The sequence below is a fragment of the Streptomyces sp. NPDC048600 genome (assembly GCF_055587025.1).
Genome location: NZ_JBVJGZ010000010.1, coordinates 166,798 through 193,746, shown reverse-complemented (window position 1 = coordinate 193,746; position 26,949 = coordinate 166,798). Strand labels below are relative to the sequence as shown.

Below are 26,949 nucleotides of genomic sequence, written 5' to 3'. Positions count from 1 at the left end.
ACCCAAGCAAGACTTATGCTCAGGGCGTGATCGAGGCACGACATCTCCGTGTGCTGCGCGCCGTCGCCGCCACCGGTTCCTTCTCCGCGGCGGGGCGCGAGCTGGGCTGCACACAGCCCGCGGTGAGCCAGCAGATGAAGGCCCTGGAGGCCTCCGTCGGCACTCCGTTGCTGGTGCGCGGCGGCCGTGAGATGCGGCTGACCCAGGCCGGCGAGGCCCTGGTCCGGCACGCCGCCGGCATCCTCGCCGGGCTCACCGCCGCGGAGGAGGAGGTCGCGGCGATCGCCGGGCTGCGCGCCGGCCGGGTCCGGCTGGTCTCCTTCCCCAGCGGCAGTTCCACCCTCGTCCCCACCGCCCTCGCCGCCCTGCGCGCGGCGCACCCCGGCACCAGGGTCTCCCTGGTGGAGGCCGAGCCGCCGCGCAGCGTGGAGATGCTCCGCGAGGGGGACTGCGACATCGCCCTCGCCTTCCGCTACGCGGGGAGCGCGGGCGCGCAGGACGCGGAGTGGGACGACCTCGTCGTACGGCCGCTGCTGACGGACCGTCTGGTCGCGCTCGTGCCCGAACGCCACCGGCTGGCCCGGGCCGGTTCCGTCGCCATCGGCGAACTCGCCGAGGAGCCCTGGATCGCGGGCTGCCCGCGCTGCCGCGGCCAGCTCGTGGAGGTGTGCGAGGGCGCCGGCTTCACGCCCCGCATCGACTTCGCCACCGACGACTACCCGGCCGTGGTGGGCCTGGTCGGCGCCGGTCTCGGCGTCGCCGTGCTGCCCCAGCTGGCCATCGAGTCCGTACGGCCCCGAGGGGCACGTGCGGTGACCCTGGAGCCCGCGGTGCGCCGGGACATCGTCGCCCTCACCCTCCCCGACCTGGCCCAGGTCCCGGCGGTGACGGCGACGCTCGACCAATTGGCCAGGGCGACGCGGCGCTAGAAAGAGCCCCACCTGTGACCGCCGGGTGCGGGTGGGCGTGACTTGCCCGCGCGACTCCCCGTGCCCCACAGGCGCCCGTCGTGCACGCCCCTCAAGGGGCGCGGGGAACTGCGCGACCAGCCACACCCGACCCGCACCCGGCGGACCGCGACCAGCCCTATCCGCCCCCCGCACCCGGCGGACCGCGACCAGCCACGCCCGCCCCGCACCCGGCGGGCACGGGATCACCCTCAGTAAGACCCCGCGGCACCCCCCGGCCAGGGACAGGGCACGACAAAGCCCAGGCGCGCGCACCGCGAGCCCTCACCCGTTCAGCCCCCAGAGATCCGAAGAAACGTTCCTTCAGGTGTTCGAACCGGCGTCGCCGCCGGACGTCGAAGCCGTCACCAGGCGATGGCGCGCCCGGCCCATGAGCTCCTCGCGCTCGTCCTCGGTCAACCCGCCCCACACGCCGTACGGTTCGCGCACCGCCAGCGCGTGAGCCGCGCACTGCGCGCGGACCGGGCACCTCATGCAGACCTCCTTGGCCGAGTTCTCGCGAGCGCTCCTGGCCGCCCCGCGCTCACCCTCCGGATGAAAGAAGAGCGAGCTGTCCACCCCGCGACAGGCAGCGAGCAGCTGCCAGTCCCACAAGTCCGCGTTCGGTCCGGGAAGGCGGGAGAAATCTGCCATTGCGTGACCCCTTGTAGCCGTTCAGAGCGGATACGGTGCCCACGACCGTACAACTACGATCTAAGGAGATGAAAATATGACTCATTGCGAATCTAGCCTCGGACACCAGCAAAAGGGAAGAAAATGGGCCGAATGGGGCGCGCTTGTGATGAAACGTTGAGGGTCCGGCGGCTATGTCTGCCCCGTGTCCGCCCCCTCACGTAGAGTGCCGAAGATGGCAGACAGCCCCGTAACTCTTTCGAGTGACCGTCGTTGAGAGTGCGGAGGCGGTTGAAAACAAAAGCGCTCGGGCAGGCGTCCGAGACGGTCGACCGCACAGGTGACGATTCGTACCAGCCTGGAGGCTCAAGGTGACGCGCATCAGCTGCGGAGGGCGGCCATGACTTCCGTCCTCGTCTGCGACGACTCCCCGCTTGCCCGAGAGGCGCTCCGCCGCGCGGTCGCGACCGTGCCCGGTGTCGAGCGCGTGACGACGGCGGCCAACGGCGAGGAAGTCCTCCGCCGCTGGGGTGCCGACCGCTCGGACCTGATTCTGATGGACGTACGCATGCCCGGACTGGGCGGCGTCGAGACCGTGCGGCGGCTGCTGTCCGCCGACCCGGGTGCCCGCATCATCATGCTCACCGTCGCGGAGGACCTCGACGGCGTCGCCCTCGCGGTCGCCGCGGGTGCGCGCGGGTACCTCCACAAGGACGCCTCGCGCGCGGAGCTGCGGGCGACCGTGACGCAGGCGCTCGCCGACCCCACCTGGCGGCTCGCGCCGCGGCGGCTGCGGTCGGCCGAGATGGGTGCGGCGCCGACGCTCACCGCGCGTGAGATCCAGGTGCTGGAGGGCATGAGCCACGGCCGCTCCAACGCGGAGATCGGGCGGGAGCTGTTCCTCTCCGAGGACACGGTCAAGACCCACGCCCGGCGTCTGTTCAAGAAGCTGGGCGCCTCGGACCGGGCCCACGCGGTGGCCCTGGGCTTCCGGTGGGGACTGGTCCGCTAGAGCCCCACTCGGGCGAGTGGCCTGCTGTCACCCGTCCGCCGTCGTCCGTGGGCGGTCCCCGCGCGGGCAGTGTCGGCCGGTCGCGCCCATGCGGCGGAGCCTTGCGTCGATACAGCCCCGCGCCCTGACGGGGCGCGGGTGTGGACCGCCCTCCAGATGCCCGCTGCTCGTTTCGGCGCGGATGCCGCATCCTTGAGGTGTGGAGTTCCTCGGGGACGAGTCGGTCGAGCGGAAGGGGAGGGCGCAAGGGATGACTTCCGGCGCACCTGCTCATAACGCTTCGGTGCACAACGATGGACGCGGTGCCACGGGCCGAACGGGCTCAGGGCACGATGGACCGATGCGCGACGACGAGCCGACCCGTGCCCAGGGTGCGATCGGCGCGCTCGTGCATCGCGCGGTCGACGGGGACGAGCAGGCCACACACGACCTGCTCGCCCATGTCCACCCCCTGGCGCTGCGCTACTGCCGCACCCGGCTGTCCCGGCTTCCCGGCGACGCGCGCCACTTCGTCGAGGACCTCGCCCAGGAGGTCTGTGTCGCCGTCCTGCTGGCGCTGCCGCGCTACCGGGACACCGGCAGGCCCTTCGAGGCGTTCGTCTTCGCCATCGCCTCCCACAAGGTCGCCGACCTTCAGCGGGCCGCGATGCGCCACCCGGGCTCCACGGCCGTCCCCTCGGACGAGATGCCCGAGCGGCCCGACGACTCCCTCGGCCCCGAAGAGCGGGCACTGCTCAGCAGCGACGCCGAATGGGCCAAGAAACTGCTGGCCAACCTGCCCGAGAACCAGCGCGAACTGCTCCTGCTGCGGATCGCGGTCGGCCTCACGGCGGAGGAGACGGGTCAAATGTTGGGAATGTCACCCGGCGCGGTCCGGGTCGCCCAGCACCGTGCGCTGAGCCGGCTGCGGGCACTGGCGGAGCAGTAACGGCCCAGCCGTGGAGCGGTGTCCGCGCCTTGGTTGAACAGGCGGCGACCACTTTCCGTACGAACATACGAAGCCGCCCGGGGTTCGGAACCGTGGAATGAGACGGGTCCTCTTCCCGTTAGCATGGACATCCGCACCGATCAAGGCCATTGGGGAAGGTGTCATGACTGCAAACGTCGACGGAGTGCCCGGTAAATTCGCGACACTCGGGCTGACCTACGACGACGTGCTGCTGCTGCCGGGCTCGTCGGACATGGCACCCGACGAGATCGACACCGCCTCGTACGTCTCCAGGAACGTGCGGGTGAACATCCCGCTGCTGTCCGCCGCCATGGACAAGGTCACCGAGTCGCGCATGGCGATCGCGATGGCCCGCCAGGGCGGCGTCGGCGTACTGCACCGCAACCTGTCCATCGAGGACCAGGCCAACCAGGTCGACCTGGTCAAGCGCTCCGAGTCGGGCATGGTCACCGACCCGATCACGATCCACCCGGACGCCACGCTCGCCGAGGCCGACGCGCTCTGCGCCAAGTTCCGCATCAGCGGCGTCCCGGTCACCGACGGCGACAAGAAGCTGCTGGGCATCGTCACCAACCGTGACATGGCCTTCGAGAGCGACCGCACCCGCCGCGTGCGCGAGGTCATGACGCCGATGCCGCTGGTCACCGGCAAGGTCGGCATCTCCGGCGTGGACGCCATCGAGCTGCTGCGCCGGCACAAGATCGAGAAGCTGCCGCTGGTCGACGACCAGGGCGTCCTCAAGGGCCTGATCACGGTCAAGGACTTCGTCAAGGCGGAGAAGTACCCGAACGCCGCCAAGGACGCGGGCGGCCGGCTGCTCGTCGGCGCGGCCGTCGGTGTCGCCGGTGACTCCTTCGAGCGCGCCCAGGCGCTGATCGAGGCGGGCGTCGACTTCATCGTCGTGGACACCGCCCACGGTCACTCCCGGCTGGTCGGCGACATGATCGCCAAGATCAAGTCCAACTCGTCCGGCGTCGACGTCGTCGGCGGCAACGTCGCCACCCGCGACGGCGCCCAGGCGCTGGTCGACGCGGGCGCCGACGGCATCAAGGTCGGTGTCGGCCCGGGCTCGATCTGCACCACCCGCGTGGTCGCCGGTGTCGGCGTCCCGCAGGTCACCGCGATCTACGAGGCCGCGCTCGCCGCCCGCGAGGCCGGTGTCCCGGTCATCGGCGACGGTGGCCTGCAGTACTCCGGCGACATCGCCAAGGCCCTGGTCGCGGGCGCCGACACGGTGATGCTCGGCTCGCTGCTCGCGGGCTGCGAGGAGTCGCCGGGCGAGCTGCTGTTCATCAACGGCAAGCAGTTCAAGTCGTACCGCGGCATGGGCTCCCTCGGGGCCATGCAGACCCGCGGCGACCGCAAGTCGTTCTCCAAGGACCGCTACTTCCAGGAGGGCGTCGCCTCCGACGAGCAGCTGATCCCCGAGGGCATCGAGGGCCAGGTGCCCTACCGCGGCCCGCTCGCCTCGGTCGTGCACCAGCTGGTCGGCGGCCTGCGCCAGTCGATGTTCTACGTCGGCGGCAAGACCGTGCCGGACCTCCAGGCCAACGGCCGGTTCGTCCGGATCACCTCGGCGGGCCTGAAGGAGAGCCACCCGCACGACATCCAGATGACGGTCGAGGCGCCGAACTACAGCCGCCACAAGTAGTCACCAGCTCCGACAAGGGCGGCCCCGCAAGCACCGGGGCCGCCCTTGTGGTGCCCGTCGGCGATACTGGAAGACGCTGAAACGCATCAGGGAAAGGCCACACATCGTGACTGAGATCGAGATCGGGCGCGGCAAGCGCGGCCGCCGGGCGTACGCCTTCGACGACATCGCCGTCGTCCCCAGCCGCCGTACGCGGGACCCGAAGGAGGTCTCGATCGCCTGGCAGATCGACGCCTACCGCTTCGAGCTGCCCTTCCTGGCCGCCCCCATGGACTCGGTCGTCTCGCCGGCCACCGCGATCCGGATCGGCGAGCTCGGCGGTCTCGGCGTGCTCAACCTCGAAGGCCTGTGGACGCGCTACGAGGACCCGCAGCCGCTGCTCGACGAGATCGCCGGGCTGCCCTCGGAGACCGCGACCCGCCGCCTCCAGGAGATCTACGCCGCCCCGATCAAGGAGGAGCTGATCGGCGCGCGGATCAAGGAGGTGCGCGACTCCGGCGTGGTCACCGCCGCGGCGCTCTCCCCGCAGCGCACGGCCCAGTTCTCCAAGGCCGTCGTCGACGCGGGCGTGGACATCTTCGTCATCCGCGGTACGACGGTCTCGGCCGAGCACGTCTCCGGCGCCGCCGAGCCGCTGAACCTGAAGCAGTTCATCTACGAGCTGGACGTCCCGGTGATCGTCGGCGGCTGCGCCACGTACACCGCGGCCCTGCACCTGATGCGCTCGGGCGCCGCGGGTGTGCTGGTCGGCTTCGGCGGCGGCGCCGCGCACACCACCCGCAACGTGCTGGGCATCCAGGTCCCGATGGCCACGGCCGTCGCGGACGTGGCGGCGGCCCGCCGTGACTACATGGACGAGTCCGGCGGCCGGTACGTGCACGTCATCGCCGACGGCGGCGTCGGCTGGTCCGGCGACCTGCCCAAGGCCGTCGCCTGCGGCGCCGACGCCGTGATGATGGGCTCCCCGCTGGCCCGTGCCACGGACGCGCCCGGCAAGGGCCACCACTGGGGCATGGAGGCGGTCAACGAGGAGCTGCCGCGCGGCAAGAAGGTCGACCTCGGCACGGTCGGCACCATCGAGGAGGTCCTCACCGGCCCGTCCCACACCCCGGACGGCTCCATGAACCTCTTCGGCGCCCTGCGCCGCGCCATGGCCACCACCGGCTACAGCGAGCTCAAGGAGTTCCAGCGCGTCGAGGTCACGGTCGCGGACTCCCAGCACAAGCGCTGACCCCACCCGCACACGCCGAAGGGCCCGCTCACCAGCAGGTGGGCGGGCCCTTCGGCGTGTGCGGCGGCCGGACCTCCTCCGGGCTGTCGTGGGGCGTGCGCCCCCGTCACAGGCGGTGCGCCACCCCTGTGGGGGTTGTTCCTCGGGTGTCCAGGAGGAGTTGGGCCTTGACCGACAGGCCCTGGAGGTCGTAGGTGCGGTGGGGCTGGAGGAGGATCGTGAGGTCGGCCTCGGCGGCGGCCTCGTAGAAGGAGTCGACGCGGGGGATCGGGCGGTCGAGGACGGTCCACGAGGGGATGTGCGGGTCGTGGTAGCTGACCGCCGCGCCCAGGGACATCAGGCGGAAGGCGATCTCGTGGGCGGGGGTGGCCTGTTCGTCGGCGAGGTCGGGCTTGTAGGCGACGCCCAGCAGGAGGACGCGGGCGCCTCGCGCCGACTTGCCGTGCTCGTTCAGCAGGGCGGCCGCGCGCTGGACGACGTAGCGCGGCATCTGTTCGTTGACCTGGCGTGCCAGTTCGACCATGCGCAGGCCGCGGCCGGGGTGGCCGATGAGGTCCTGGGGGACGGTGTGGCCGCCCACGCCGGGGCCGGGGCGGAAGGCCTGGAAACCGAAGGGCTTGGTCTCCGCGCAGCGGATGACGTCCCAGAGGTCGACGCCCAAGTCGTGGCAGAGGACGGCCATTTCGTTGACGAGGGCGATGTTCACGTGCCGGTAGGTGGTCTCCAGCAGATGCACCGTCTCCGCCTCGCGCAGTCCGCGCGCGCGGACGACCTTGTCGGTGATGCGGCTGTAGAAGGCGGCGGCGGACTCCGTGCAGGCGGGGGTGAGGCCGCCGATGACCTTGGGCGTGTTGGCGGGGGTGAACACGCGGTTGCCGGGGTCGACGCGGCTGGGGGAGTGGGCGAGGTGGAAGTCGCGTCCCGCGCGAAGGCCGGAGCCCTCCTCGAGCAGGGGGCGCAGGACGTCCTCCGTGGTGCCGGGGAGGACCGGGGACTCCAGGATGACCGTGGTGTGGGGACGCAGCCTGGCCGCGAGCGTGCGGGCGGCCGTCTCCACCTGGCCGAGGTCGAGGCCGCCGTCCGCGGCGCGCGGGGTGGGGGCGCAGATGACCGCCGTGCGGACGCGGCCGAGTTCGGCGGGCCCGTCGGCCGGCCGGAAGCCCTCCGAGTGCATCCGGCGCAGTTCGGCGGGGCTGAGGGACCCGGCCTCGGTCCCGGTGCGATAGCCGACCGTGGGGATGCCGGCGGCCACCGCGGCCTGGGCCAGCGGCAGGCCGAGCGGGCCGAGTCCGATCACGGCGAGATCTGCGGGCATGGAGTGGGCCGTCCTTCCCAGTAACCGAAGCGGGACAGGTGCGCAAGCCCGGTGGACAGAACGAGCGAGCGCAATGTCAGACTAGGCGTAAATATGACCGATATGCTGCATTGTTTCCTTGTGTCGCCCGGTCCGGTGGCGGAGGACGCGTCCAGGTCCGCCGGAGTTGTCCACAGGTCGCCGGTGCGTGGTGGCTGAAGTCGGGCAAGCCGGTCAGAATTCTGGGCAGGGGGACACGGACGGGGCTTCGCCCGACGGGTGCGGCCGGCGCGACCGAGCAGCGGGAGGCAGCGGTGAGGACAGCGACACTGGGGCCGGAACAGCGTGCCGAGGCACTGGCGGCCATGGCCGAGCACGAACTGGACCTCCTCGTCGTGGGCGGTGGCGTGGTCGGTGCCGGTATCGCCCTCGACTCCGCCACGCGCGGCCTGTCCACCGGACTGGTCGAGGCGCGCGACTGGGCGTCGGGCACGTCCAGCAGATCCAGCAAGCTGATCCACGGCGGCCTGCGCTATCTGGAGATGCTCGACTTCGCCCTGGTGCGGGAGGCGCTGAAGGAGCGCGGACTGCTGCTGGAGCGGCTCGCCCCGCATCTGGTGAAGCCGGTGCCGTTCCTGTACCCGCTCCAGCACAAGGGCTGGGAGCGGCTCTACGCCGGCTCTGGCGTCGCGCTCTACGACGCCATGTCGACGGCTCGCGGACACGGCCGGGGGCTGCCGGTGCACCGCCATCTGAGCCGCCGTCACGCGCTGCGGGTCGCCCCCTGCCTCAAGAAGGACGCCCTGGTCGGCGCCCTTCAGTACTACGACGCCCAGATGGACGACGCCCGCTATGTGACCACCCTGGTGCGCACCGCCGCGGCCTACAGCGCCCAGGCCGCCAACCGCGCGCGGGTCACCGGTTTCCTGCGCGAGGGCGAACGCGTGGTCGGCGCGCGTGTGCAGGACGTCGAGGCGGGCGGGGAGTACGAGATCCACGCCAAGCAGATCGTCAACGCCACGGGCGTGTGGACCGACGACACGCAGGCCATGGTGGGCGAACGCGGGCAGTTCCACGTCCGCGCGTCCAAGGGCATCCATCTGGTGGTGCCCAAGGACCGCGTCCACTCCAGCACCGGACTGATCCTGCGCACCGAGAAGTCCGTGCTGTTCGTCATCCCCTGGGGCAGGCACTGGATCATCGGCACCACCGACACCGACTGGGACCTCGACAAGGCCCACCCGGCCGCCTCCAGCGCCGACATCGACTACCTGCTGGAGAATGTGAACTCCGTGCTGGCCGTGCCCCTCACCCGTGACGACGTCGAGGGCGTCTACGCCGGGCTGCGCCCGCTGCTGGCCGGCGAGTCGGACGCCACCAGCAAGCTCTCGCGCGAGCACACCGTGGCCCACCCGGTGCCGGGCCTGGTCGTGGTGGCCGGCGGCAAGTACACGACGTACCGGGTGATGGCCAAGGACGCCGTCGACGAGGCGGTCCACGGCCTCGACCGGCGGGTCGCGGAGTGCGTCACCGAGGACATCCCGCTGGTCGGCGCCGAGGGCTACCGGGCGCTGTGGAACACCCGGGCGCGTATCGCCGCCGGCGCCGGACTGCACGTGGTCCGCGTCGAGCACCTGCTCAACCGCTACGGCTCGCTCACCGAGGAACTCCTCGAACTCATCGCCGCCGACCCCTCGCTGGCCGACCCGCTCCAGGGCGCCGAGGACTATCTGCGCGCCGAGGTCGTCTACGCCGCCTCGCACGAGGGCGCGCGCCATCTGGACGACGTGCTGACCCGGCGCACCCGTATCTCCATCGAGACCTTCGACCGCGGCACGCGCTGTGCGCGGGAGGCCGCCGAGCTGATGGCCCCGGTGCTCGGCTGGGACGCGGACCAGATCGAGCGGGAGGTGCAGCACTACGAGAAGAGAGTGGAGGCCGAGCGGGAGTCCCAGCGCCAGCCCGACGACCTCACGGCGGACGCGGCACGGCTGGGGGCGCCGGACATCGTGCCGTTGTGAGGGCGCGGGGGGTGCATGTCACAGGGCGTTACGCGAGCGTCTCACAGAGCGTCATCCAGGGGTGCGGAAGGGGCGATTCAGACCGCACGCGGACGTCAGCGCACCCGCCGGGCCCCAGGGCCCCCCGGGGAACCGGGCACTTGTCGGGTGAGGGACAATGGAGCCTCTGTCAGGGCGGGTTGCACGAGGGGACGCATGTCGGAGGCGGAGCGGGCGGGGACATCCCGTCAGGACAAGAGCGCACGTCTCCTCGCCGGGCGCTACCGGCTGGGAGACGTGCTCGGCCGCGGCGGCATGGGCACGGTGTGGCGGGCCGAGGACGAGACCCTCGGCCGCACGGTGGCCGTCAAGGAGCTGCGGTTCCCGTCGAACATCGACGAGGAGGAGAAGCGACGGCTCATCACGCGCACCTTGCGTGAGGCAAAGGCCATCGCCCGGATCAGGAACACCAGCGCGGTGACGGTCTTCGACGTGGTCGACGAGGACGACCGGCCGTGGATCGTGATGGAGCTCGTCGAGGGCAAGTCGCTCGCCGAGGCCATCCGCGAGGACGGCCTGCTCGAACCCCGGCGCGCCGCCGAGGTCGCCCTCGCGGTCCTCGACGTGCTGCGTTCCGCCCACCGCCAGGGCATCCTGCACCGCGACGTGAAGCCGTCCAACGTGCTGATCGCCGACGACGGCCGGGTCGTGCTCACCGACTTCGGCATCGCCCAGGTCGAGGGCGACCCGTCCATCACCTCGACCGGCATGCTCGTCGGCGCCCCCTCCTACATCGCCCCCGAGCGCGCCCGTGGCCACAAGCCGGGGCCCGCGGCCGACCTGTGGTCGCTCGGCGGTCTGCTCTACGCGGCGGTCGAGGGCGTGCCGCCGTACGACAAGGGGTCGGCGATCGCCACCCTCACCGCCGTGATGACCGAGCCGCTGGACGACCCGAAGAACGCCGGGCCGCTGAAGGACGTCATCCACGGCCTGCTCACCAAGGACCCCGACGAACGGCTCGACGACGCGGGCGCGCGCAGGATGCTCACCGCCGTGCTGAGCGCGCCGGACGCCTCCTCGGCGGAGGCGCTGGAGGCGACCAAGGTCGTACCGCTGCCCGAGCAGCCGGGCGGGTCCGGCACGGGCGGCCGACGCGGCGAGGAAGCGGCCGACCGGCTGCGCGGGGCCCTGCGTTCGGTGCGCAAGGCCGCCGGGTCGGCGGGGTCCGCCGTGTCCGCGCGGGCCGCGGGCTCGAGCGGGTCCGCGGGCGCCGCGGGGGCGGCGGGAGCTTCGAGTGCCACCTCCGCGTCGGCCGGTGCCGCTTCTCCGGCCGCCGCCGGGCCCGGGCGCCCGGAGGGGACCGCGGGGCAGGGCGGGAGAGCCGCCGGCACGGCCGGGCAGGTTTCCGGGTGGCCCGTGGTGCCGCCGCCGGATCTGCCGGCGCGCCCGGCGCGGCGTGCGCCGCTGACCGACGTGGTGCCCCGGCGGACCCTGGTGATCATCGCGGTGGCCCTGGTGCTCGCCGTGCTCGGCACCGTGATCGCCCTCAACCTCGACGACGACTCCGGCTCCTCGAACACCGGCGGGGGCACCAAGGCCTCGGGCGACGTCACGCCCGGCGCCGACACCAAGGGCGACGACCAGGGCGGCACGCGCCCCGACGGCCGGGCGTCCGAGTCCGCCGGCAAGGGCGCGAGCCCGACCGCGACCGCGGGCGCGGCGGCCGGCCAGGGCGAGGACGGCGACGAGGACGACAAGGGCGACACCGCGGGCGGCTCCGGCGACGACGCCGTGGCCAGGACCCACCGGGGCGGCCAGGGCTACTCGATCGGGCTGCCCAAGGGCTGGAAGTACCAGTCCACCGGTGACGCGGGGGACCGTTTCACCGGCCCCGACGGGCAGAAGCTGCTCATCGGCTGGACCAGCACCCCGAAGGACGACCCGGTCGCCGACTGGCGCAACCAGGAACGCGCGATGCAGCGCTCGCAGTACCAGCGCATCCGCATAGAAGCGGTGGGCTACCGCGGCTGGAACACGGCCGACTGGGAGTTCACCTACGCCGAGGACGGCACGCGCTACCGGAGCATCGACCGCGGGTTCGTCGTCAACGACCACCAGGGCTACGCCCTGATGTACACGGCCAAGGCCGACAAGTGGCGCGGGGAACTGCGCCGGGACACCTGGCAGACGCTCACGAAGACGTTCCGGCCGAAGGGTTGAGCCCGGCCCCGGCCGGGGGCGGCCCCGGCGTCCGGGCCGGGTTTCCCGCGGCCGAGGCGGGGTGAGATCTCCCATCCCCTCGGTGCGGGTTGCCCACGGCACGTATCGTGAGTGCTTGCGAACCGTACGCATCCGGAACGGGACGCCGTACGAACGGAATTGACCAGCCGGGCGGCCGGGGGAGGCAACGTGGACGACTATGCGGGACGGGTGCTGGCCGACCGCTACCGCCTGCCGCTGCCGCCCTCCGACGAGTACGAACTCACCGAGTCGCGCGCCTTCGACACCTACAGCGGGCAGGAGGTCCTGGTCCGCCAGGTGCCGTTGCCCGAGGTCGTCGAGGCCGAGGTGCTCGACGCGGACGGGCTGCCGGAGGGATTCACCGCGCGGGACCGCGGCGTACGGCGGCCCGCCGCGCCCGGCACCGCGCGACGGCCCGCCGATCCGGCGGTACGGCGTGCCGTGGAGGCCGCCCAGGCCGCCGCGGCCCTTCCCGACCACCCGCGGCTCGACCAGGTCTTCGACGTGTTCGCCGAGGGCGGTTCGCTGTGGATCGTCAGCGAGCTGGTGGCCGCGCGGCCGCTCGCCGCGCTGCTCACCGAGCGGCCGCTGACGCCGTACCGGGCGGCCGAGGTCGCCTCCGACGTCCTCACGGCGCTGCGCGTGCTGCACACGCACGGCTGGGTGCACCGCAACATCACCGCCCGCACGGTGCTCGTCTGCGACGACGGGCGCGTCCTGCTCACCGGCCTCGCCGTCGGCGCGGCGGAGGAGGCGCTGTGCGGCTACGACCCGGTACCGGCCGGTGAGGACAGCGGCACCCACCCCGCCCTGCCCCACCAGGGCTCCGGCGGCCCCTCGGGCGGCGCCGCGGCCCTGTCGCCCGGCCGGGCGGGAGCCACGGCCGGTGACCTGGAGGCCGCGCGGCGGGCCGCCATCGAGGCACGGGGCGCCGGCCGTCCGCCCGGCGGAGAGGCCCCGCCCGGCCCGGGCCCCTACGGCCCGGCCCCGTCCGGCGCGCCGGACGCCCCCGAGCGCGGGGAACCGGGGCGAGGCGACGACATCCGGGCGGCCCGCGCCGGGGCGATCGCCGCCTACCGCGAGGGAGCCCGCGCCGCCGCCCGCGTCCAGGAGACCCGGCAGGGCGCCCCCGGCCTCGGCCCCGACCCCTCGCTGCCCGATGGGCAGGCCCTGCTGCCCGGCGCCCGGCCGGCCCCCGGCGCGCCCTCGCCCCAGCTGCCGGAGCAGGACTCCCGCGGCCGTGCGGACGGCAACCCACCGGGCCAGATAGCCGACCCGTACGGGGTGCACGCCCGCCCCTGGCACGGTGCCGCCCCGCGCACCGCCCCCGGTGCCCCGCGGCCGGGCGACGCGCCGCTCGGGATCCCCCCGGCCGACCCGCACCGCCAGGCCCTCCCCGCGGCGGGCCGCACGCCGGGCATGTCCCCCGTGCAGCTGAGCCCCGCCGCCCTTCCCGCACCCGCCTCCCCGCCGGCCGGCCGCTGGGACGAGCCGGCCCCCGCCGTCCCCGGACGGCGCGGTCCCGCCACCGCGCTCGCCGCCGAGCGCGCGCGGCAGGCACGGATGGCCGTGGTCGGCGCGGTCACCGAGCGGTGGGCCCCCGAACAGGCCGGGCCCGTGCACGAGAACTGGCAGCTCGCCGCGCCGATCGGCCCCGCCACCGACCTGTGGGCGCTCGGCGCGCTGCTGTTCCGGGCCGTGCAGGGCCACGCGCCCTACCCGGAGGAGTCGACGGCCGAGCTGGTGCAGATGGTGTGCGCGGAGCCGCCCGCGTTCGCCGAGGAGTGCGGCCCGCTGCGGCCGGTCGTGGAGTCCCTGCTGCGCCAGGACCCCACCGAGCGGCCCGACTTCGAGGAACTGCGCGGCTGGCTGCGCTCCCTCGTGCGCTCGGCGCCCGAGCCGGAGGCCGGGGTGCACGTGGTCGCCGCGCCGCCCGCCGACACGGGCCGGCTGCCGGTCGTACGACGGCGCGGCGAACTGGTGCGCAAGCGGCGCGCCGGGCTGCCCGCGGCGCACGGACGGCACAAGCGGGCCCGGCAGGAGGAGCGTTCGCCGCGCAGCCTCGGCCGGACCCTGCTGGTGACGGTGCTGCTGGCGATGGCGGCGGCGGTCGCGTACGCCGTGCTGTTCATGCCCGAGTCGGAGGAGTCCGGCTCCGGCTCGCCGCAGGCGGACCGTACCGGCGCGGCCGGGCAGGCCGGACAGGCGCCCGAGAGCTCGCCGCAGGCCAGCAGCGAGCCGCGGCCCGACCAGACCACGCCGGGCGACGAGGGCGGCAACGACCCGTCCCAGTCGGCCGGTTCCGAGGACACGCAGCCGTCCGGGCCGGGCGCCGCCGACGGCTTCACCGTCCGCTCCGACCCGGCGGGCTTCCGGATCGCCGTGGCCGACGGCTGGGAGCGCGGTGGCGAGAACGGCCGCGGCCAGGTGCGGTACGCGCACGGCTCGTTCGAGCTGATCGTCGTGGCCGGCCGGGACAGCGCCGGGGAGTTCGGCAGCGACCCGATGGTCTACCAGCGGGAGCGGGAGGCGGAGCTGCAGCCGTACCGCGACTCCAGCTGGGCCACGGCCACCGGGCTGAAGACGATCTCGGTGGGCGGACGGACCATGGCCGAGGGCCAGTTCACCTGGACCGGTGCCGACGGGCGCGAGCTGTTCGTGCGCAATGTCGCGATTCTCCTCGACGGCCGCTACCACGTGGTGCAGGTACGCGGCCCGGAGGCCGAACGGGACGAGGTGACCCGCCTGTACGAACAGGCGTCCTCCACCTACCAGCCCACCGGCTGAATCCGGCGGGGGCGGTCCGGTTCCCCGTCGTCACTCAAAGCGACAACCGTCACAGTGCGGTATCCGAGCCGCCCCGCTTGTTCCCCGTCGGGTCAACCGTACTTACCCTGACCCTGTCAATATCAAAGCGGGGCAACGTGAATCAGATGCAGGGCCAGCTCATCGCGGCCCGTTACCGGTTGGCCGAATCGATCGGCCGCGGCGGCATGGGCCGGGTGTGGCGGGCGCACGACGAGGTGCTCCACCGGACCGTCGCGATCAAGGAGCTGACGGCCGCGCTCTATGTGTCGGAGAGTGACCAGGCGGTGCTGCTGGCGCGCACCCGGGCCGAGGCGCGGGCGGCCGCCCGGATCAACCACTCGGCCGTGGTCACCGTGCACGACGTGCTGGAGCACGACGGCCGGCCGTGGATCGTCATGGAGTTGGTCGAGGGCCGCTCGCTGGCCGACGCGGTCAAGGAGGAGGGCCGGCTGGAGCCGGCCGAGGTGGCACGGATCGGCATCTGGGTGCTGCGCGCGCTGGGCGCCGCGCACACGGCCGGTGTGCTGCACCGGGACGTCAAGCCCGGCAATGTGCTGCTGGGCGGTGAAGACCGGGTGCTGCTCACCGACTTCGGCATCGCGCAGATCGAGGGCGACTCCACCATCACCCGGACCGGAGAGGTCGTCGGCTCCGTCGACTACCTCGCCCCCGAGCGCGTGCGCGGCCACGACCCCGGTCCGGCCTCCGACCTGTGGGCGCTCGGGGCGACGCTCTACACCGCGGTGGAGGGCCGTTCGCCGTTCCGCCGCACCTCTCCCATCTCCACCATGCAGGCCGTGGTCGAGGAGGAGGCCGACGCCGCGGTCAACGCCGGTGCGCTCGGGCCCGTCATCACCGCCCTGCTGCGCAAGGATCCGGCCAGTCGTCCGAGCGCCGCCGAGGCCGAACGGATGCTCGTGGAGGTGGCGCAGGGCCGCCCGCCGACCGTGCCCCAGCCGTACGTCCCGACGCAGGTGGTCTCCCGGGGCGGCGCGGGCGGCGCGTCGCCCACGTCCAGCACGACGCCGTACCCGCAGCAGTCCGACGGACCCACCCCGTCCACGCCCCGCCGGCCCCGGCGGCGGCGGACGCTCGCCCTGGTGGTCGTCCTCGCGGCGATCGTCGGCGGCGGCGCCGCCGTGGGCATCCAGCAGTGGCGGGACCACGGACAGCAGCAGGCGGGCGACCGGACCCCGGGCGGCCGCAGCCCGAGCCCTTCGCCGAGCGACTCGGCCGGTCCCCCGGGAAGCGCCGGCACCCTCCCCGAGGGCTGGGAGCGCCGCAACGACCCCTTCGGCTTCAGCATCGCGGTGCCCGGACCGGAGTGGCGGCGCACGGTGTACGACGAGGCCACGGGCCAGGTCGACTACTCGCCCGACGGCGGGGAGAACTTCTTCCGCATCGCCGTCGACCGCAGGCCCGACTACGACGACCCCTACGAGCATCAGCTGGAGCTGGAGCCGCAGGTGCAGCGGCTGGCCCAGTACGAGCGCGTGAGCCTGGAGAAGATCACCTACCGGGACCGGCCGGGTGCCCTCTGGGAGTACACCTGGACCGCGCTGGCGAACGCGAACACCCTGCCGGGTCCGCGCCGCGCGATCGACCACATGTACATCTCCCGCGACGGCGTCGAGTACGCCGTCTACGCCTCGGCCCCGGTCGCGGACTGGCCCGCCATGCGCGAGCGGTTCGACATCCTGCTGCGCAGCTGGCGGACCACCGGCTCCTGACGACTTCCCGTCGTCGAGCGTCTGTTGTCGGCCACCCGCGGCCGCGCCACTCGGAGGGCGCCGCTCCGGCTGATGCATGATGGGGCGCATGGGGACCGAGCGGACGGGCGGGCGTGTGATAGCGGGCCGTTACCGGCTGGAGACGGTGCTCGGGCGCGGCGGCATGGGCGTGGTCTGGCGTGCCACCGACGAGTTGCTCGGCCGGGCCGTCGCGGTCAAGGAACTCGCCCTGGACGACTCGCTGTCGGCGGACGAGGCCCGCAGACAGCGGGACCGCACGCTGCGGGAGGCCCGTGCGGTGGCGCAGTTGCGGCATCCGCAGGTGATCGTCGTGCACGACGTCGTGGCCCACGACGAACGCCCGTACCTGGTGATGGAGTTCGTCGACGGCGGCTCCCTCGCCGAGCGCATCGCCGCGCACGGCCCCGTCGACGCCCACGAGGCGGCCAGGATCGGTGTGGCGCTGCTGGGTGCCCTGCGCACCGCGCACGCCGCCGGGGTGCTGCACCGGGATCTCAAGCCCGCCAACGTGCTGGTGGAGAACGGCACCGGCCGGGTCGTCCTCACCGACTTCGGGGTCGCCCAGGTCGCCGGGGCCACCACGCTCACGGAGAGCGGCTCCTTCGTCGGCTCGCCCGAGTACACCGCGCCGGAGCGGATGTCCGGGGCCGGCACCGGGGCCGCCTCCGACCTGTGGTCGCTCGGGGCGCTGCTGTGCGCGGCCGTGAGCGGTGAATCGCCGTTCCGGCGCGAGTCGCTGGGCGCGGTCGTGCACGCGGTGCTGTCCGACGACCTCCGACTGCCCGCCCAGGCCGCGCCGTTGCTGCCCGTCGTACGGGGACTGCTGGAGCGCGATCCGCAGCGGCGGCTGGACGCGACCGGGGCCGAGCGGATGCTGCGCGGCTTCCTGGACACCGGCCGCACCCCCGAGCCCGAGCGACAGGCCCCGCGCTCACGGCTGTTGGTGGCCGCGCTGGTGGCGGTGACGGCGGCGGCGGGCGTGTCGGCCGCGGTGCTGCTCCTCGACGGGGACGGCGACGGCGGCGGTCCACCGGCGACGCCCTCCCCGTCCACCTCCGTCAGCACCCCGCGGGCGACGCCGACACCGTCCGGCGAAGAGGGCGCAACGGGCTGAAACCGCCCGCGCGGACGGAAGCCGGGCGATGCCGGGGGTCACGGGTCTGTACCGCGTGTTCCGCCGAAGTGGATACGCGAGCGCCCGGCACGATATGGATGAACCATGAGCAACAACGGGGGAGCCCGCTACGGGGCCGACGAGCCGACGAGTTTCGGCCTGCAACCACCGAACCCGAACCCGCCCACGGGCGTGCCGCAGCCGGGCAACCCGTACGCGACGCCCACTCAGGTCGTGCCGCAGCAGCAGGCCGTGCCGGAGCCGGGCACGGGACGCCTGGTCGCCGGGCGGTACCGGCTGCTGTCCAAGCTCGGCCACGGCGGCATGGGCACGGTGTGGCGGGCCAAGGACGAGACGGTGGACCGGGAGGTCGCGGTCAAGGAACCGCGTGTCCCCGACCACCTTCCCGAGCGCGAACGGGCCAACGCCTTCGAGCGGATGCGTCGTGAGGCCCGCGCGGCCGCGCGGCTCGACCACCCGGCGGTCGTCAATGTGCACGACGTCGCCGTGGTGGACGGGCAGCCCTGGATCGTCATGGAGCTGGTGCAGGGACGTTCGCTCGGCGCCGCGCTCCAGGAGGGCACGCTGAGCGCCCGGGAGGCCGCCAAGGTCGGCCTGGACGTGCTCGGCGCGCTGGAGGCGGCCCACGCGGCGGGCATCCTGCACCGGGACGTCAAGCCGGACAACGTGCTGCTCGGCCGGCACGACCGGGTCGTCCTCACCGACTTCGGGATCGCCCAGATCGAGGGCGAGACCAACCTGACCGACACGGGCGGCTTCGTCGGCTCGCCGGAGTACATCGCGCCCGAGCGGGTGCTCGGCCAGCGCCCCGGCCCGGCCTCCGACCTCTGGTCGCTGGGCGTGGTCCTGTACGCGGCGACCGAGGGCGTCTCGCCGTTCCGCCGCAGCAACACCCCGGCCACTCTCCAGTCCGTCCTCAACGCCACCCCGGCCCCGCCCGCCTCCGCGCAGGGGCCGCTCGCCGACGTCATCAACGGACTGCTCCAGAAGGACCCGGCCCACCGTCCGGGCGCCGGCCAGGTCCGCGCCCTGCTGGAGGCGGCCGCGAACCCGCCCGCCCCCGCGCCGACCCAGGTGGTGACGCTGGCGGGCGGCGACCGCGGCGACGACCGGGGCGGTGTCCGGCTCGGCCGCAAGGCGCTGACCGCGCTCGGCGCGGTGGTGGTGGCCTCCGTGCTGACGGCCGTACTGGCGGTCGCCCAGCCGTTCAAGGGCGACGAGGACTCGGGCGGTGTCTGGGAGAAGCACGAGCACAAGGACCTCGCCGCGACGCTGAGCGTGCCCAAGGGCTACGACCGCTACCTGCCCGGGGAGACGGACCAGGGCGAGCACTGGGTGCACTGGTCGGACCCCAGCGGCGTGATCTACATCCGCCTGGAGCTGCTGAAGAAGAGCGAGGACTCGCTCGGCTACATCGCCAGCTCCTCGATGGGCGAGGCCTACGACGAGAAGAAGGAGCTGGAGGGCGGTTCCAGCTCGGCGTTCAACATCTCGGACGACGAGCCGAAGAAGGTCGTGACGAAGGCGACCACCTTCCAGGGGCACGAGGCCGCGGAGAGCACCTTCACCTACAGCGACGACAAGGACAGCCAGTTCCTCGTGCCCAAGGAGGTGAAGATCCTCTACTACCGGAGCGTGGGTGAGGACATGTACCGGCTGTCCGTCTCCTACCCGGGCGAGGGAGACCTCACCGAACGGGGCCGCGAGGTGGCCGACCGCGCGATCGCCGAGTTCGTGGTCGACGAGGCCGAGGCGCCCGCGAAAAACTGACGCTGTGGTCCGAGTCGGGGAACAAGCCCCTGATCAGGCGGTTTGTTGCCAGTGATCGCTGGCGGTTTGTGCGCGCCCGGTGAATCCCCATTACCGACGGGTACACAAAGCCTCCGACGCGGCATACCCTGCGCCTCATGACCGAAGCGCAGGCACCCGAGAAGGCCGCTCCTGGCACCAATCCCGTCGCCCCCGCCCCGGCGGGGGTCCGCACTGCCGCCGACGTGGTGACGCCGGACCTCGTGGCCCGGCTGAGCAAGGGCGTCACGGGCTCCGGCCTGACGGCCAACCACACGCCGTTCACCGGCGAGAAGCTGGCCGACCTGCCCGAGTCGACGCCCGAGGACGTCGCCCGGGCCTTCGAGGCCGCCCGCGCCGCCCAGGCCGTCTGGGCCCAGGTGCCCGTACGGGAGCGCGCCGCCGTCCTGCTCCGCTTCCACGACCTCGTCCTGGAACGCCAGGCCGAGGTCCTCGACCTCATCCAGCTGGAGACCGGCAAGGCCCGGCTGCACGCCCACGAGGAGGTCCAGGCCGTCGCGGTCGCCGCCCGTCACTACGGACGCCGGGCGGCCGCGTACCTCAGGCCCAAGCGGCACACGGGCGCCATCCCGACCCTGACCAAGGTCACCGAACTGCGCCACCCGCGCGGGGTCGTCGGCCAGATCGCCCCCTGGAACTACCCCCTCGAACTCTCCGTCGGCGACGCGATACCCGCCTTCGTCGCGGGCAACGCCGTCGTGATGAAACCCGACACCGAGACCTGTCTGACCGCCCTGTGGGCCCGCGACCTGCTCCTCGAGGCCGGACTGCCCGCCGACGTCTTCCAGGTCGTCATCGGCGACGGCCCGGTCGTCGGCCCCGAGGTCGTCAAGCACGCCGACTACGTCTCCTTCACCGGCTCCACCCGTACCGGCCGCGAGGTCGCCCAGGGCGCCGCGGCCCGCCTCGTCGGGGTCTCCCTCGAACTCGGCGGCAAGAACGCCATGCTCGTCCTCGAGGACGCCGACCTCGACAAGGCCGCCGCGGGCGCGGTCCGCTCCTGCTTCTCCTCCGCCGGACAGCTGTGCATCTCCATCGAGCGGCTGTACGTCCACGAGTCGGTCGCCGGCGCCTTCCTGGAGCGCTTCGCCGCCCGCACCCGGGCCATGCGTCTCGGCACCTCCCTCGCCTACGGCGCCGACATGGGATCCCTGGTCGGCGAGCGCCAGCTGGAGACCGTCACCCGGCATGTCGAGGAGGCCGTCGCCCAGGGCGCGAAGGTCCTCGCCGGCGGGGTCGCCCGCCCGGACATCGGCCCGTACTTCTTCGAGCCGACCATCCTCGACGGCGTCACCGAGCCCATGTCCGTCTGCGCCGAGGAGACGTTCGGCCCGGTCGTCTCCGTCTACCGGTTCACGACGGAGGAGGAGGCGATCGAGCGCGCCAACTCCACGCCGTACGGACTCAACTCCTCCGTCTGGACGAAGGACGGCCGCCGCGGCCGCGGGATCGCCGCCCGGCTGACCACCGGCACGGTCAACGTCAACGAGGGCTACGCCTCCGCCTACGGCTCGGTCCAGTCCCCGATGGGCGGCATGAAGGACTCCGGCCTCGGCCGCCGCCACGGCTCCGAGGGCATCCTCAAGTACACGGAGGCCCAGACCGTCGCCCACCAGCGCGTGCTCCCCATGGCCCCCGCGCTGGGCATGGACGACGAGAAGTACGCGGCCTTCATGAGCCGCAGCCTCCGCCTGATGAAGGCGTTCCGGCTCAGGTAGCCGGAGCGCGGGGCCGTACCGTCGTGCGGCCCCGCCCGGCGAGCGCCACCGGCCCCACCCTCACCCCGCACGGACACTCGACGAGGAGCGCACACGTGCCCCAGGACACCTACGACTACGACGTCATCGTCGTCGGCTCAGGATTCGGCGGATCCGTCACCGCCCTGCGCCTCACCGAGAAGGGCTACTCCGTCGGCGTCCTGGAGGCGGGCCGCCGCTGGACCCGCGACTCCCTCCCGAAGAACTCCTGGGACATCAAGAACTACCTCTGGGCGCCCAAGCTCGGCCTGTACGGCATCCAGCGCATCCATCTGCTCGGCAACGTCATGGTCCTGGCCGGCGCGGGCGTCGGCGGCGGCTCCCTCAACTACGCCAACACCCTCTACGTCCCGCCGAAGCCGTTCTTCGACGACCCCCAGTGGCGCGACATCACGGACTGGCAGGAGGAGCTGAAGCCCTTCTACGACCAGGCCCGGCGCATGCTCGGCGTCCGGCTCAACCCGACGATGACCCCCTCGGACGTCCATCTGAAGGCGGCCGCGCAGCGGATGGGCGTCGGTGACACGTTCCACATGGCGCCGGTCGGCGTCTTCTTCGGCGACGGCGAGGACGCCGACGGCGGCACGAAGGCCAAAGCGGGCCAGCAGGTCGACGACCCCTACTTCGGCGGCGCGGGCCCCTCCCGCAACGCCTGCACCGAGTGCGGCGAGTGCATGACCGGCTGCCGGCACGGCGCGAAGAACACCCTCAACGAGAACTACCTGTACCTCGCCGAGAAGGCGGGCGCGGTCGTCCACCCGATGACGACGGTCGTGGCGGTCACCGAGGACTCCCAGGGCGGCTACGCCCTCACCACCCTGCCCACCGACAGGCGCGGGAAGGGCGAGGGCCGCACCTTCAAGGCCCGCCGGGTCGTCCTCGCCGCCGGCACCTACGGCACCCAGACCCTGCTGCACCGCATGAAGGCCGGCGGCAGGCTGCCGTATCTCTCCGACCGGCTCGGCGAACTGACCCGGACCAACTCCGAGGCCCTGGTCGGCGCCCAGACCACCGACCGGCGCTACCGCAAGGCCACCGGGCAGAAGCGGGCCGACTTCACCCGCGGCGTCGCCATCACGTCCTCCGTCCACCCGGACGCCGACACCCACATCGAGCCGGTGCGCTACGGCAAGGGCTCCAACTCGATGGGCGGCCTGTCCATCCTCCAGGTCCCCTACGCCGAGAACTCCTCCCGGGTGCTCGGCTGGCTGACCAACGCGGCCAGGCACCCAGTCCTGGTGCTGCGTTCGCTGTCCAACCGCAAGTGGTCGGAGCGGACGATCATCGGCCTGGTGATGCAGTCGCTGGACAACTCCCTGACGACGTATCTGAAGCCGGACGGCGTCGGCAAGGGCCTGCTCACCGCCCGCCAGGGCCACGGCGCGCCCAACCCCAAGCAGATCCGGGCCGCGCACGAGGGCGCGAACGCGCTCGCCGCCGAGATCAACGGCTTCGCCGGGTCCAACGTCGGTGAACTGATGGGCACCCCGCTGACCGCCCACTTCCTGGGCGGCTGCCCCATCGGCCCCTCCCGCGAGACCGGCGTCCTCGACCCGTACCACCGGCTGTACGGCCACCCCGGCATCTCGGTCGTCGACGGCGCCGCCGTCTCGGCGAACCTGGGCGTGAACCCGTCGCTGACGATCACCGCGCAGGCCGAGCGGGCGATGTCCTTCTGGCCGAACAAGGGCGAGGCCGACCCGCGCCCCGAGCAGGGCTCCGCCTACGAGCGCGTCCAGCCGGTCGAGCCGAAGTCCCCGGCCGTGCCCGCGGACGCTTTCGGCGCGCTGCGGCTGCCGTTCCTGGGGATGCCGGCGGTGCCGCCGAAGAAGTGACCCGGTGAACAGCCAGAGGGACCTGCGCCCCCCTCCGAGCGCAGGTCCCTCTGGCTGTCTCTACGGCGTGTGCCGCCCGGATCACCGGGCCGCTCACGCCACGTCTCAGGTGTCGGTACCGCCCTTGCGCCGCCGTACGGCGAGCACCGCGCCCGCGCCCGCCACCACCGCGACCCCGCCGACGAGGGCGATCACCGGCAGCGCGGAGCTGGAGCCGGTGTGCGCGAGGTTGCCGTCCCCGGCCGCGGGGGCACCGGCGCCGCCCTGCGCCTTGTCGTCCGAGTCGCTCGGCGTGGCCGTACCCGGGTCGGGGTTGGCGGAGCCCGCCCTCAGGACCTCGAAGTCGTACTGGGCCCAGCCCTCGGCGATGCAGTCCTCGTCGCCGACCCGGTCGAGATAGGCGCCGGAGCCGAAGGAGTACGCGTCACCGGCCCGCGCCCCGGCGTCGATGCTCAGCCGCAGTTCGACCGACCGGGAGGCGTGCGCGGCGAGCGTGGTGTCGAGGAAGTCGTCGCCCGCCCAGTCGCCGTCGCCGATCCGGGTCCAGCCGTCGCCGTCCTTGAACTCCAGCTCGGCGTACGGGCTGAGGAACGCCGACTCCTCCAGCTCGTAGTTCTCGACCTCGGCGTAGAGGTGGACGTCCTCGATCGGGGCGTCGGAGTCGTTGGTGACGACCAGCCGGAAGGCGTGGTGGCCGTCGCCCGCGACGATCTTGCCGGGCAGGCCCTTGATGTCCGCGGAGATCTTGGCGTCGTGTCCCGCGTCGACGTCCTCGCAGAAGGGGACGTCCGGCTCGGACGGCGCGGGGGACGCGGGCGGCCCGGAGGAGTCGGCGGACTCCGACGGGTCCGCGGTCGGCTCGGGCTGCCCCGAGGAGCTCTCGGTGGCCGAGGGCGAGGACGTCGCGGTGGCCGTCGCGGTGCCGGTGGGGGTGCTGGTGGCGCTCGAAGTTCCCGCGTCGGCCGGGGTGGCCGTGCCGGTCGGAGTCCCGGTGCCGGCCGGCGTCGCCGTGGCGGTCGTCGTGTCCGAGACGGTCGCCGGGTCGGCCGGGTCCGCGAAGGCGACAGAGGCGGACAGCAGCACGAGCGGCGTCACGACCGCCGTGGCGGCGGCCGCCGCCACGGCACGGCTGAGCTTCATGCGGACCTCTGGATCACGGGCGAGCTGTGGTTTGCCCGGTTGGATCGGTGAGGCCTGTGAAGGGTTGTCCTCCGCTTACCCGATTTCTATGTGATCTGGGTCACTTGCTGGGAGGTGTGGGGCGGGGAGGGGCGGCGGCGGGAGAGGGGGACGGTTCCCGCCGGCCGGCCCCGGGCGTCCCCGGAGCCGGCCGTTCTCTTGGGTGACCGGGCTGCTGTCCCCTGCCGTCCGGTCACGACCCTGGAGCGAGGTCCCACGACGCACGGCACGTTCCGCACGTCTCATCGCTCCAGCGAGCCACGCGTGGTTCTCTCGGGCCCGCGTCTGGCTGACACGGACAATCAGAGCAACGAAGCGGTTCGCGTGCCGTCACGCGCCGTACGGGTGAGTCGGGGGTCGAACTCAGATCCGACCCCGGCACAGCTCGAGCAGCTTCATGGCGAGCGTGGTGCCCGGCCTGCCCAGGGCCTCGCTGTAGTGGCCGAGGACCTCCATCTCGCGGGAGAGGTTCACCCGGCGCCCGCCGGAGGTGATCCGGGCCTCCTGGATGACGGCCGACACGGCCATACGTTCCTGGATCAGCCCGATGATCCGGTCGTCCAGGGCGTCGATGCGCTCCCTGGCCCCGCTGATCACATCGGCGGCCTCGGGGGTGCGGGCGCCGGTCCGCTCGGCGGCGGGGATCGCGGGGGCGGCGGTCTTCTGGGGGGCGGGGATCGCGGTGGTGGCGGTCTTCTGGGCTGCGGTGGTGGTCACGGGGGCTCCTTGTCGGGGAAGGGCCGCCCCGGGACGACAGGACCCGGAAAACGTCAGACGCCCCGGGCCTTGTCGGCCCGGGGCGCCTGGGAAGTCGCTTGGCGTCAGCTCAAGCAGCACGACCATGGCAGCCGGCGGGCCGGTTGCCATAGGTAAACAGGAAGGTCGTCTGCGTGAGCATGGGGCCAGTATGCCGCGCGTGGGGGGTCGGGCCAAAGCGGTTCGGATGCTGAGACGGGCGCGGGGCTCCGAGGGGCGTGCACCGGCGGCGGAGGCGGCGGCTCCGGGGTGTGCTCGCCGACGGCGGAGGGCGAGGCTCCGGGGTGTGCTCACCGGCGGCCGGACCAGCCGCACCCGCGCGTCGGTAGAATCAGCCACACAGCCCCCGCCCGACCACCAGAAGGCACCCCGTGTCATCAGCGACTCCCGCTGCCGCCGCCCCCGACACCGTCCTGGTCGTCGACTTCGGTGCGCAGTACGCCCAGCTCATCGCCCGTCGAGTCCGCGAGGCCCGGGTCTACAGCGAGATCGTGCCGAGCACCATGCCGGTCCAGGAGATGCTCGCCAAGAACCCGGCGGCGATCATCCTCTCCGGCGGCCCCTCGTCCGTTTACGAGGAAGGCGCTCCCCGTCTCGACCGCGCGCTCTTCGAGGCCGGCGTCCCCGTCTTCGGCATGTGCTACGGCTTCCAGCTCATGGCCCAGAGCCTGGGCGGCACCGTCGACAACACCGGCGCCCGCGAGTACGGCCGTACCGACCTGCACGTCTCGAAGTCGTCCTCCACGCTGTTCGAGGGCACGCCCGCCGAGCAGCACGTGTGGATGTCGCACGGCGACGCCTGCTCCGCCGCCCCCGAGGGCTTCGCCGTCACGGCCTCCACGGACGTCGTCCCGGTCGCCGCGTTCGAGAACGACGAGAAGAAGCTCTACGGCGTCCAGTACCACCCCGAGGTCATGCACTCCACGCACGGCCAGCAGGTGCTGGAGCACTTCCTGTACCGGGGCGCGGGCCTGAAGCCGACGTGGACCACCGGCAACGTCATCGAGGAGCAGGTCACCGCGATCCGCGAGCTGGTCGGCGACCGCCGCGCGATCTGCGGTCTGTCCGGCGGTGTGGACTCCGCCGTCGCCGCCGCCCTCGTCCAGAAGGCCATCGGCTCCCAGCTGACCTGTGTCTACGTCGACCACGGCCTGATGCGCAAGGGCGAGACCGAGCAGGTCGAGAAGGACTTCGTCGCGGCCACCGGCGTGCACCTGAAGGTCGTCGACGCGGAGGAGCGGTTCCTGACGGCCCTCGCCGGCGTCTCCGACCCGGAGGAGAAGCGGAAGATCATCGGCCGCGAGTTCATCCGCGTCTTCGAGCAGGCGCAGGCCGAGATCATCGCTGACGAGGGCCCGGCGGTGGAGTTCCTCGTGCAGGGCACCCTGTACCCGGACGTCGTCGAGTCCGGCGGCGGCACCGGCACGGCGAACATCAAGTCGCACCACAACGTCGGCGGCCTGCCCGAGGACCTCGAGTTCAAGCTGATCGAGCCGCTGCGCCAGCTGTTCAAGGACGAGGTCCGCATGGTCGGCCAGGAGCTCGGCCTGCCGGAGGAGATCGTCCAGCGGCAGCCGTTCCCCGGCCCCGGCCTCGGCATCCGTATCGTCGGCGAGGTCACCAAGGACCGTCTCGACCTGCTGCGCGACGCCGACGCCATCGCCCGCGAGGAGCTCACGGCCGCCGGTCTCGACCGCGAGATCTGGCAGTGCCCGGTGGTCCTGCTGGCGGACGTCCGCAGCGTCGGCGTCCAGGGCGACGGCCGTACCTACGGCCACCCGATCGTCCTGCGTCCGGTGTCCAGCGAGGACGCCATGACCGCCGACTGGTCGCGCCTGCCGTACGACGTCCTCGCCCGGATCTCCACGCGGATCACCAACGAGGTGCGCGACGTCAACCGCGTCGTCGTCGACGTGACCAGCAAGCCCCCGGGCACGATCGAGTGGGAGTAGGACTCCCCG

Annotated in this window: 18 protein-coding genes; 14 read left to right on the top strand and 4 right to left on the bottom strand. The window is 72.9% G+C overall.

The window, feature by feature from the left end; translation table 11 throughout:
- Nucleotides 1–26: 26 nt before the first annotated feature.
- Nucleotides 27–929, top strand: coding sequence for a LysR family transcriptional regulator (locus tag ACZ6SQ_RS16605; RefSeq protein WP_389319765.1), 903 nt, complete (start codon nt 27–29; stop codon nt 927–929).
- 342 nt (nt 930–1,271) lie between these two features.
- Here ACZ6SQ_RS16605 and ACZ6SQ_RS16600 read toward each other — a convergent pair whose 3' ends face one another.
- On the bottom strand, nt 1,272–1,601 hold the full coding sequence (locus ACZ6SQ_RS16600) for a WhiB family transcriptional regulator (RefSeq protein WP_356693951.1): 330 nt from the start codon (nt 1,599–1,601) through the stop codon (nt 1,272–1,274).
- A gap of 379 nt (nt 1,602–1,980) precedes the next feature.
- Between ACZ6SQ_RS16600 and ACZ6SQ_RS16595 the strand changes: the two genes are divergently transcribed.
- From ACZ6SQ_RS16595 to ACZ6SQ_RS16580, 4 genes are all read left to right on the top strand, one after another.
- The gene (locus ACZ6SQ_RS16595) at nt 1,981–2,592 is read left to right on the top strand and encodes a response regulator transcription factor (protein ID WP_003948568.1); all 612 of its coding nucleotides are present in this window, start codon (nt 1,981–1,983) and stop codon (nt 2,590–2,592) included.
- A gap of 340 nt (nt 2,593–2,932) precedes the next feature.
- Nucleotides 2,933–3,520: a sigma-70 family RNA polymerase sigma factor gene (locus tag ACZ6SQ_RS16590; RefSeq protein WP_356693953.1), complete on the top strand. Its 588-nt coding sequence runs from the start codon at nt 2,933–2,935 to the stop codon at nt 3,518–3,520.
- A 163-nt stretch (nt 3,521–3,683) separates the two neighbouring features.
- A complete protein-coding gene (guaB, locus tag ACZ6SQ_RS16585; RefSeq protein WP_469562062.1) occupies nt 3,684–5,192 on the top strand; it encodes an IMP dehydrogenase in 1,509 nt (502 codons plus the stop codon).
- Between the two features lie 106 nt (nt 5,193–5,298).
- The gene (locus ACZ6SQ_RS16580; protein ID WP_386377371.1) at nt 5,299–6,423 is read left to right on the top strand and encodes a GuaB3 family IMP dehydrogenase-related protein; all 1,125 of its coding nucleotides are present in this window, start codon (nt 5,299–5,301) and stop codon (nt 6,421–6,423) included.
- A 106-nt stretch (nt 6,424–6,529) separates the two neighbouring features.
- Here the strand turns inward: ACZ6SQ_RS16580 and ACZ6SQ_RS16575 are convergent, their stop codons facing one another.
- Complete coding sequence (locus tag ACZ6SQ_RS16575; protein ID WP_469562059.1) at nt 6,530–7,738, bottom strand: nucleotide sugar dehydrogenase; 1,209 nt, start codon at nt 7,736–7,738, stop codon at nt 6,530–6,532.
- Between the two features lie 293 nt (nt 7,739–8,031).
- On the opposite strand from ACZ6SQ_RS16575, the gene ACZ6SQ_RS16570 reads away from it, so the two are divergent.
- The 8 genes from ACZ6SQ_RS16570 (at nt 8,032) to ACZ6SQ_RS16535 (ending at nt 23,053) form a co-directional block, all read left to right on the top strand.
- Entirely contained in the window at nt 8,032–9,738 is a 1,707-nt protein-coding gene (locus ACZ6SQ_RS16570; protein ID WP_469562057.1) for a glycerol-3-phosphate dehydrogenase/oxidase, read from the top strand.
- Between the two features lie 195 nt (nt 9,739–9,933).
- Nucleotides 9,934–11,937 carry a serine/threonine-protein kinase gene (locus ACZ6SQ_RS16565; RefSeq protein WP_469562054.1) on the top strand — a complete coding sequence of 668 codons (2,004 nt, stop codon included), beginning with the start codon at nt 9,934–9,936 and terminating at the stop codon, nt 11,935–11,937.
- Nucleotides 11,938–12,126: 189 nt separating this feature from the next.
- Entirely contained in the window at nt 12,127–14,745 is a 2,619-nt protein-coding gene (locus ACZ6SQ_RS16560; protein ID WP_469562051.1) for a protein kinase, read from the top strand.
- A 146-nt stretch (nt 14,746–14,891) separates the two neighbouring features.
- On the top strand, nt 14,892–16,496 hold the full coding sequence (locus ACZ6SQ_RS16555; RefSeq protein ID WP_469562048.1) for a serine/threonine-protein kinase: 1,605 nt from the start codon (nt 14,892–14,894) through the stop codon (nt 16,494–16,496).
- Between the two features lie 88 nt (nt 16,497–16,584).
- A complete protein-coding gene (locus ACZ6SQ_RS16550) occupies nt 16,585–17,631 on the top strand; it encodes a serine/threonine-protein kinase (RefSeq protein WP_469562045.1) in 1,047 nt (348 codons plus the stop codon).
- A 105-nt stretch (nt 17,632–17,736) separates the two neighbouring features.
- On the top strand, nt 17,737–19,422 hold the full coding sequence (locus ACZ6SQ_RS16545) for a serine/threonine-protein kinase (RefSeq protein ID WP_469562042.1): 1,686 nt from the start codon (nt 17,737–17,739) through the stop codon (nt 19,420–19,422).
- A 137-nt stretch (nt 19,423–19,559) separates the two neighbouring features.
- Nucleotides 19,560–21,179: a succinic semialdehyde dehydrogenase gene (locus ACZ6SQ_RS16540; RefSeq protein ID WP_469562039.1), complete on the top strand. Its 1,620-nt coding sequence runs from the start codon at nt 19,560–19,562 to the stop codon at nt 21,177–21,179.
- 95 nt (nt 21,180–21,274) lie between these two features.
- On the top strand, nt 21,275–23,053 hold the full coding sequence (locus ACZ6SQ_RS16535; protein WP_469562036.1) for a GMC oxidoreductase: 1,779 nt from the start codon (nt 21,275–21,277) through the stop codon (nt 23,051–23,053).
- A gap of 105 nt (nt 23,054–23,158) precedes the next feature.
- On the opposite strand, the gene ACZ6SQ_RS16530 is transcribed toward ACZ6SQ_RS16535, so the two are convergent.
- Together ACZ6SQ_RS16530 and ACZ6SQ_RS16525 are read right to left on the bottom strand one after the other, a co-directional pair.
- Nucleotides 23,159–24,193, bottom strand: a complete 1,035-nt coding sequence (locus tag ACZ6SQ_RS16530; RefSeq protein WP_469562033.1) for an LAETG motif-containing sortase-dependent surface protein — start codon at nt 24,191–24,193, stop codon at nt 23,159–23,161.
- A 402-nt stretch (nt 24,194–24,595) separates the two neighbouring features.
- Nucleotides 24,596–24,949 (bottom strand): chorismate mutase, encoded by a 354-nt coding sequence (locus ACZ6SQ_RS16525; RefSeq protein ID WP_469562030.1) that lies wholly within the window; start codon nt 24,947–24,949, stop codon nt 24,596–24,598.
- Nucleotides 24,950–25,359: 410 nt separating this feature from the next.
- On the opposite strand from ACZ6SQ_RS16525, the gene guaA reads away from it, so the two are divergent.
- Nucleotides 25,360–26,940, top strand: a complete 1,581-nt coding sequence (gene guaA, locus ACZ6SQ_RS16520) for a glutamine-hydrolyzing GMP synthase (RefSeq protein ID WP_386377384.1) — start codon at nt 25,360–25,362, stop codon at nt 26,938–26,940.
- Nucleotides 26,941–26,949: the final 9 nt, after the last annotated feature.

What these genes read in the sequence shown, in the direction of transcription:
- ACZ6SQ_RS16595 (WP_003948568.1), top strand. Translation starts at nt 1,981, where the DNA reads ATGACTTCCGTCCTCGTCTGCGACGACTCCCCGCTTGCCCGAGAGGCG.
- ACZ6SQ_RS16545 (WP_469562042.1), top strand. Translation starts at nt 17,737, where the DNA reads ATGAGCAACAACGGGGGAGCCCGCTACGGGGCCGACGAGCCGACGAGT.
- ACZ6SQ_RS16565 (WP_469562054.1), top strand. Translation starts at nt 9,934, where the DNA reads ATGTCGGAGGCGGAGCGGGCGGGGACATCCCGTCAGGACAAGAGCGCA.
- ACZ6SQ_RS16600 (WP_356693951.1), bottom strand. Translation starts at nt 1,601, where the DNA reads ATGGCAGATTTCTCCCGCCTTCCCGGACCGAACGCGGACTTGTGGGAC.
- ACZ6SQ_RS16555 (WP_469562048.1), top strand. Translation starts at nt 14,892, where the DNA reads ATGCAGGGCCAGCTCATCGCGGCCCGTTACCGGTTGGCCGAATCGATC.
- ACZ6SQ_RS16530 (WP_469562033.1), bottom strand. Translation starts at nt 24,193, where the DNA reads ATGAAGCTCAGCCGTGCCGTGGCGGCGGCCGCCGCCACGGCGGTCGTG.
- ACZ6SQ_RS16550 (WP_469562045.1), top strand. Translation starts at nt 16,585, where the DNA reads ATGGGGACCGAGCGGACGGGCGGGCGTGTGATAGCGGGCCGTTACCGG.
- ACZ6SQ_RS16575 (WP_469562059.1), bottom strand. Translation starts at nt 7,738, where the DNA reads ATGCCCGCAGATCTCGCCGTGATCGGACTCGGCCCGCTCGGCCTGCCG.
- guaB (WP_469562062.1), top strand. Translation starts at nt 3,684, where the DNA reads ATGACTGCAAACGTCGACGGAGTGCCCGGTAAATTCGCGACACTCGGG.
- ACZ6SQ_RS16590 (WP_356693953.1), top strand. Translation starts at nt 2,933, where the DNA reads ATGCGCGACGACGAGCCGACCCGTGCCCAGGGTGCGATCGGCGCGCTC.
- ACZ6SQ_RS16540 (WP_469562039.1), top strand. Translation starts at nt 19,560, where the DNA reads ATGACCGAAGCGCAGGCACCCGAGAAGGCCGCTCCTGGCACCAATCCC.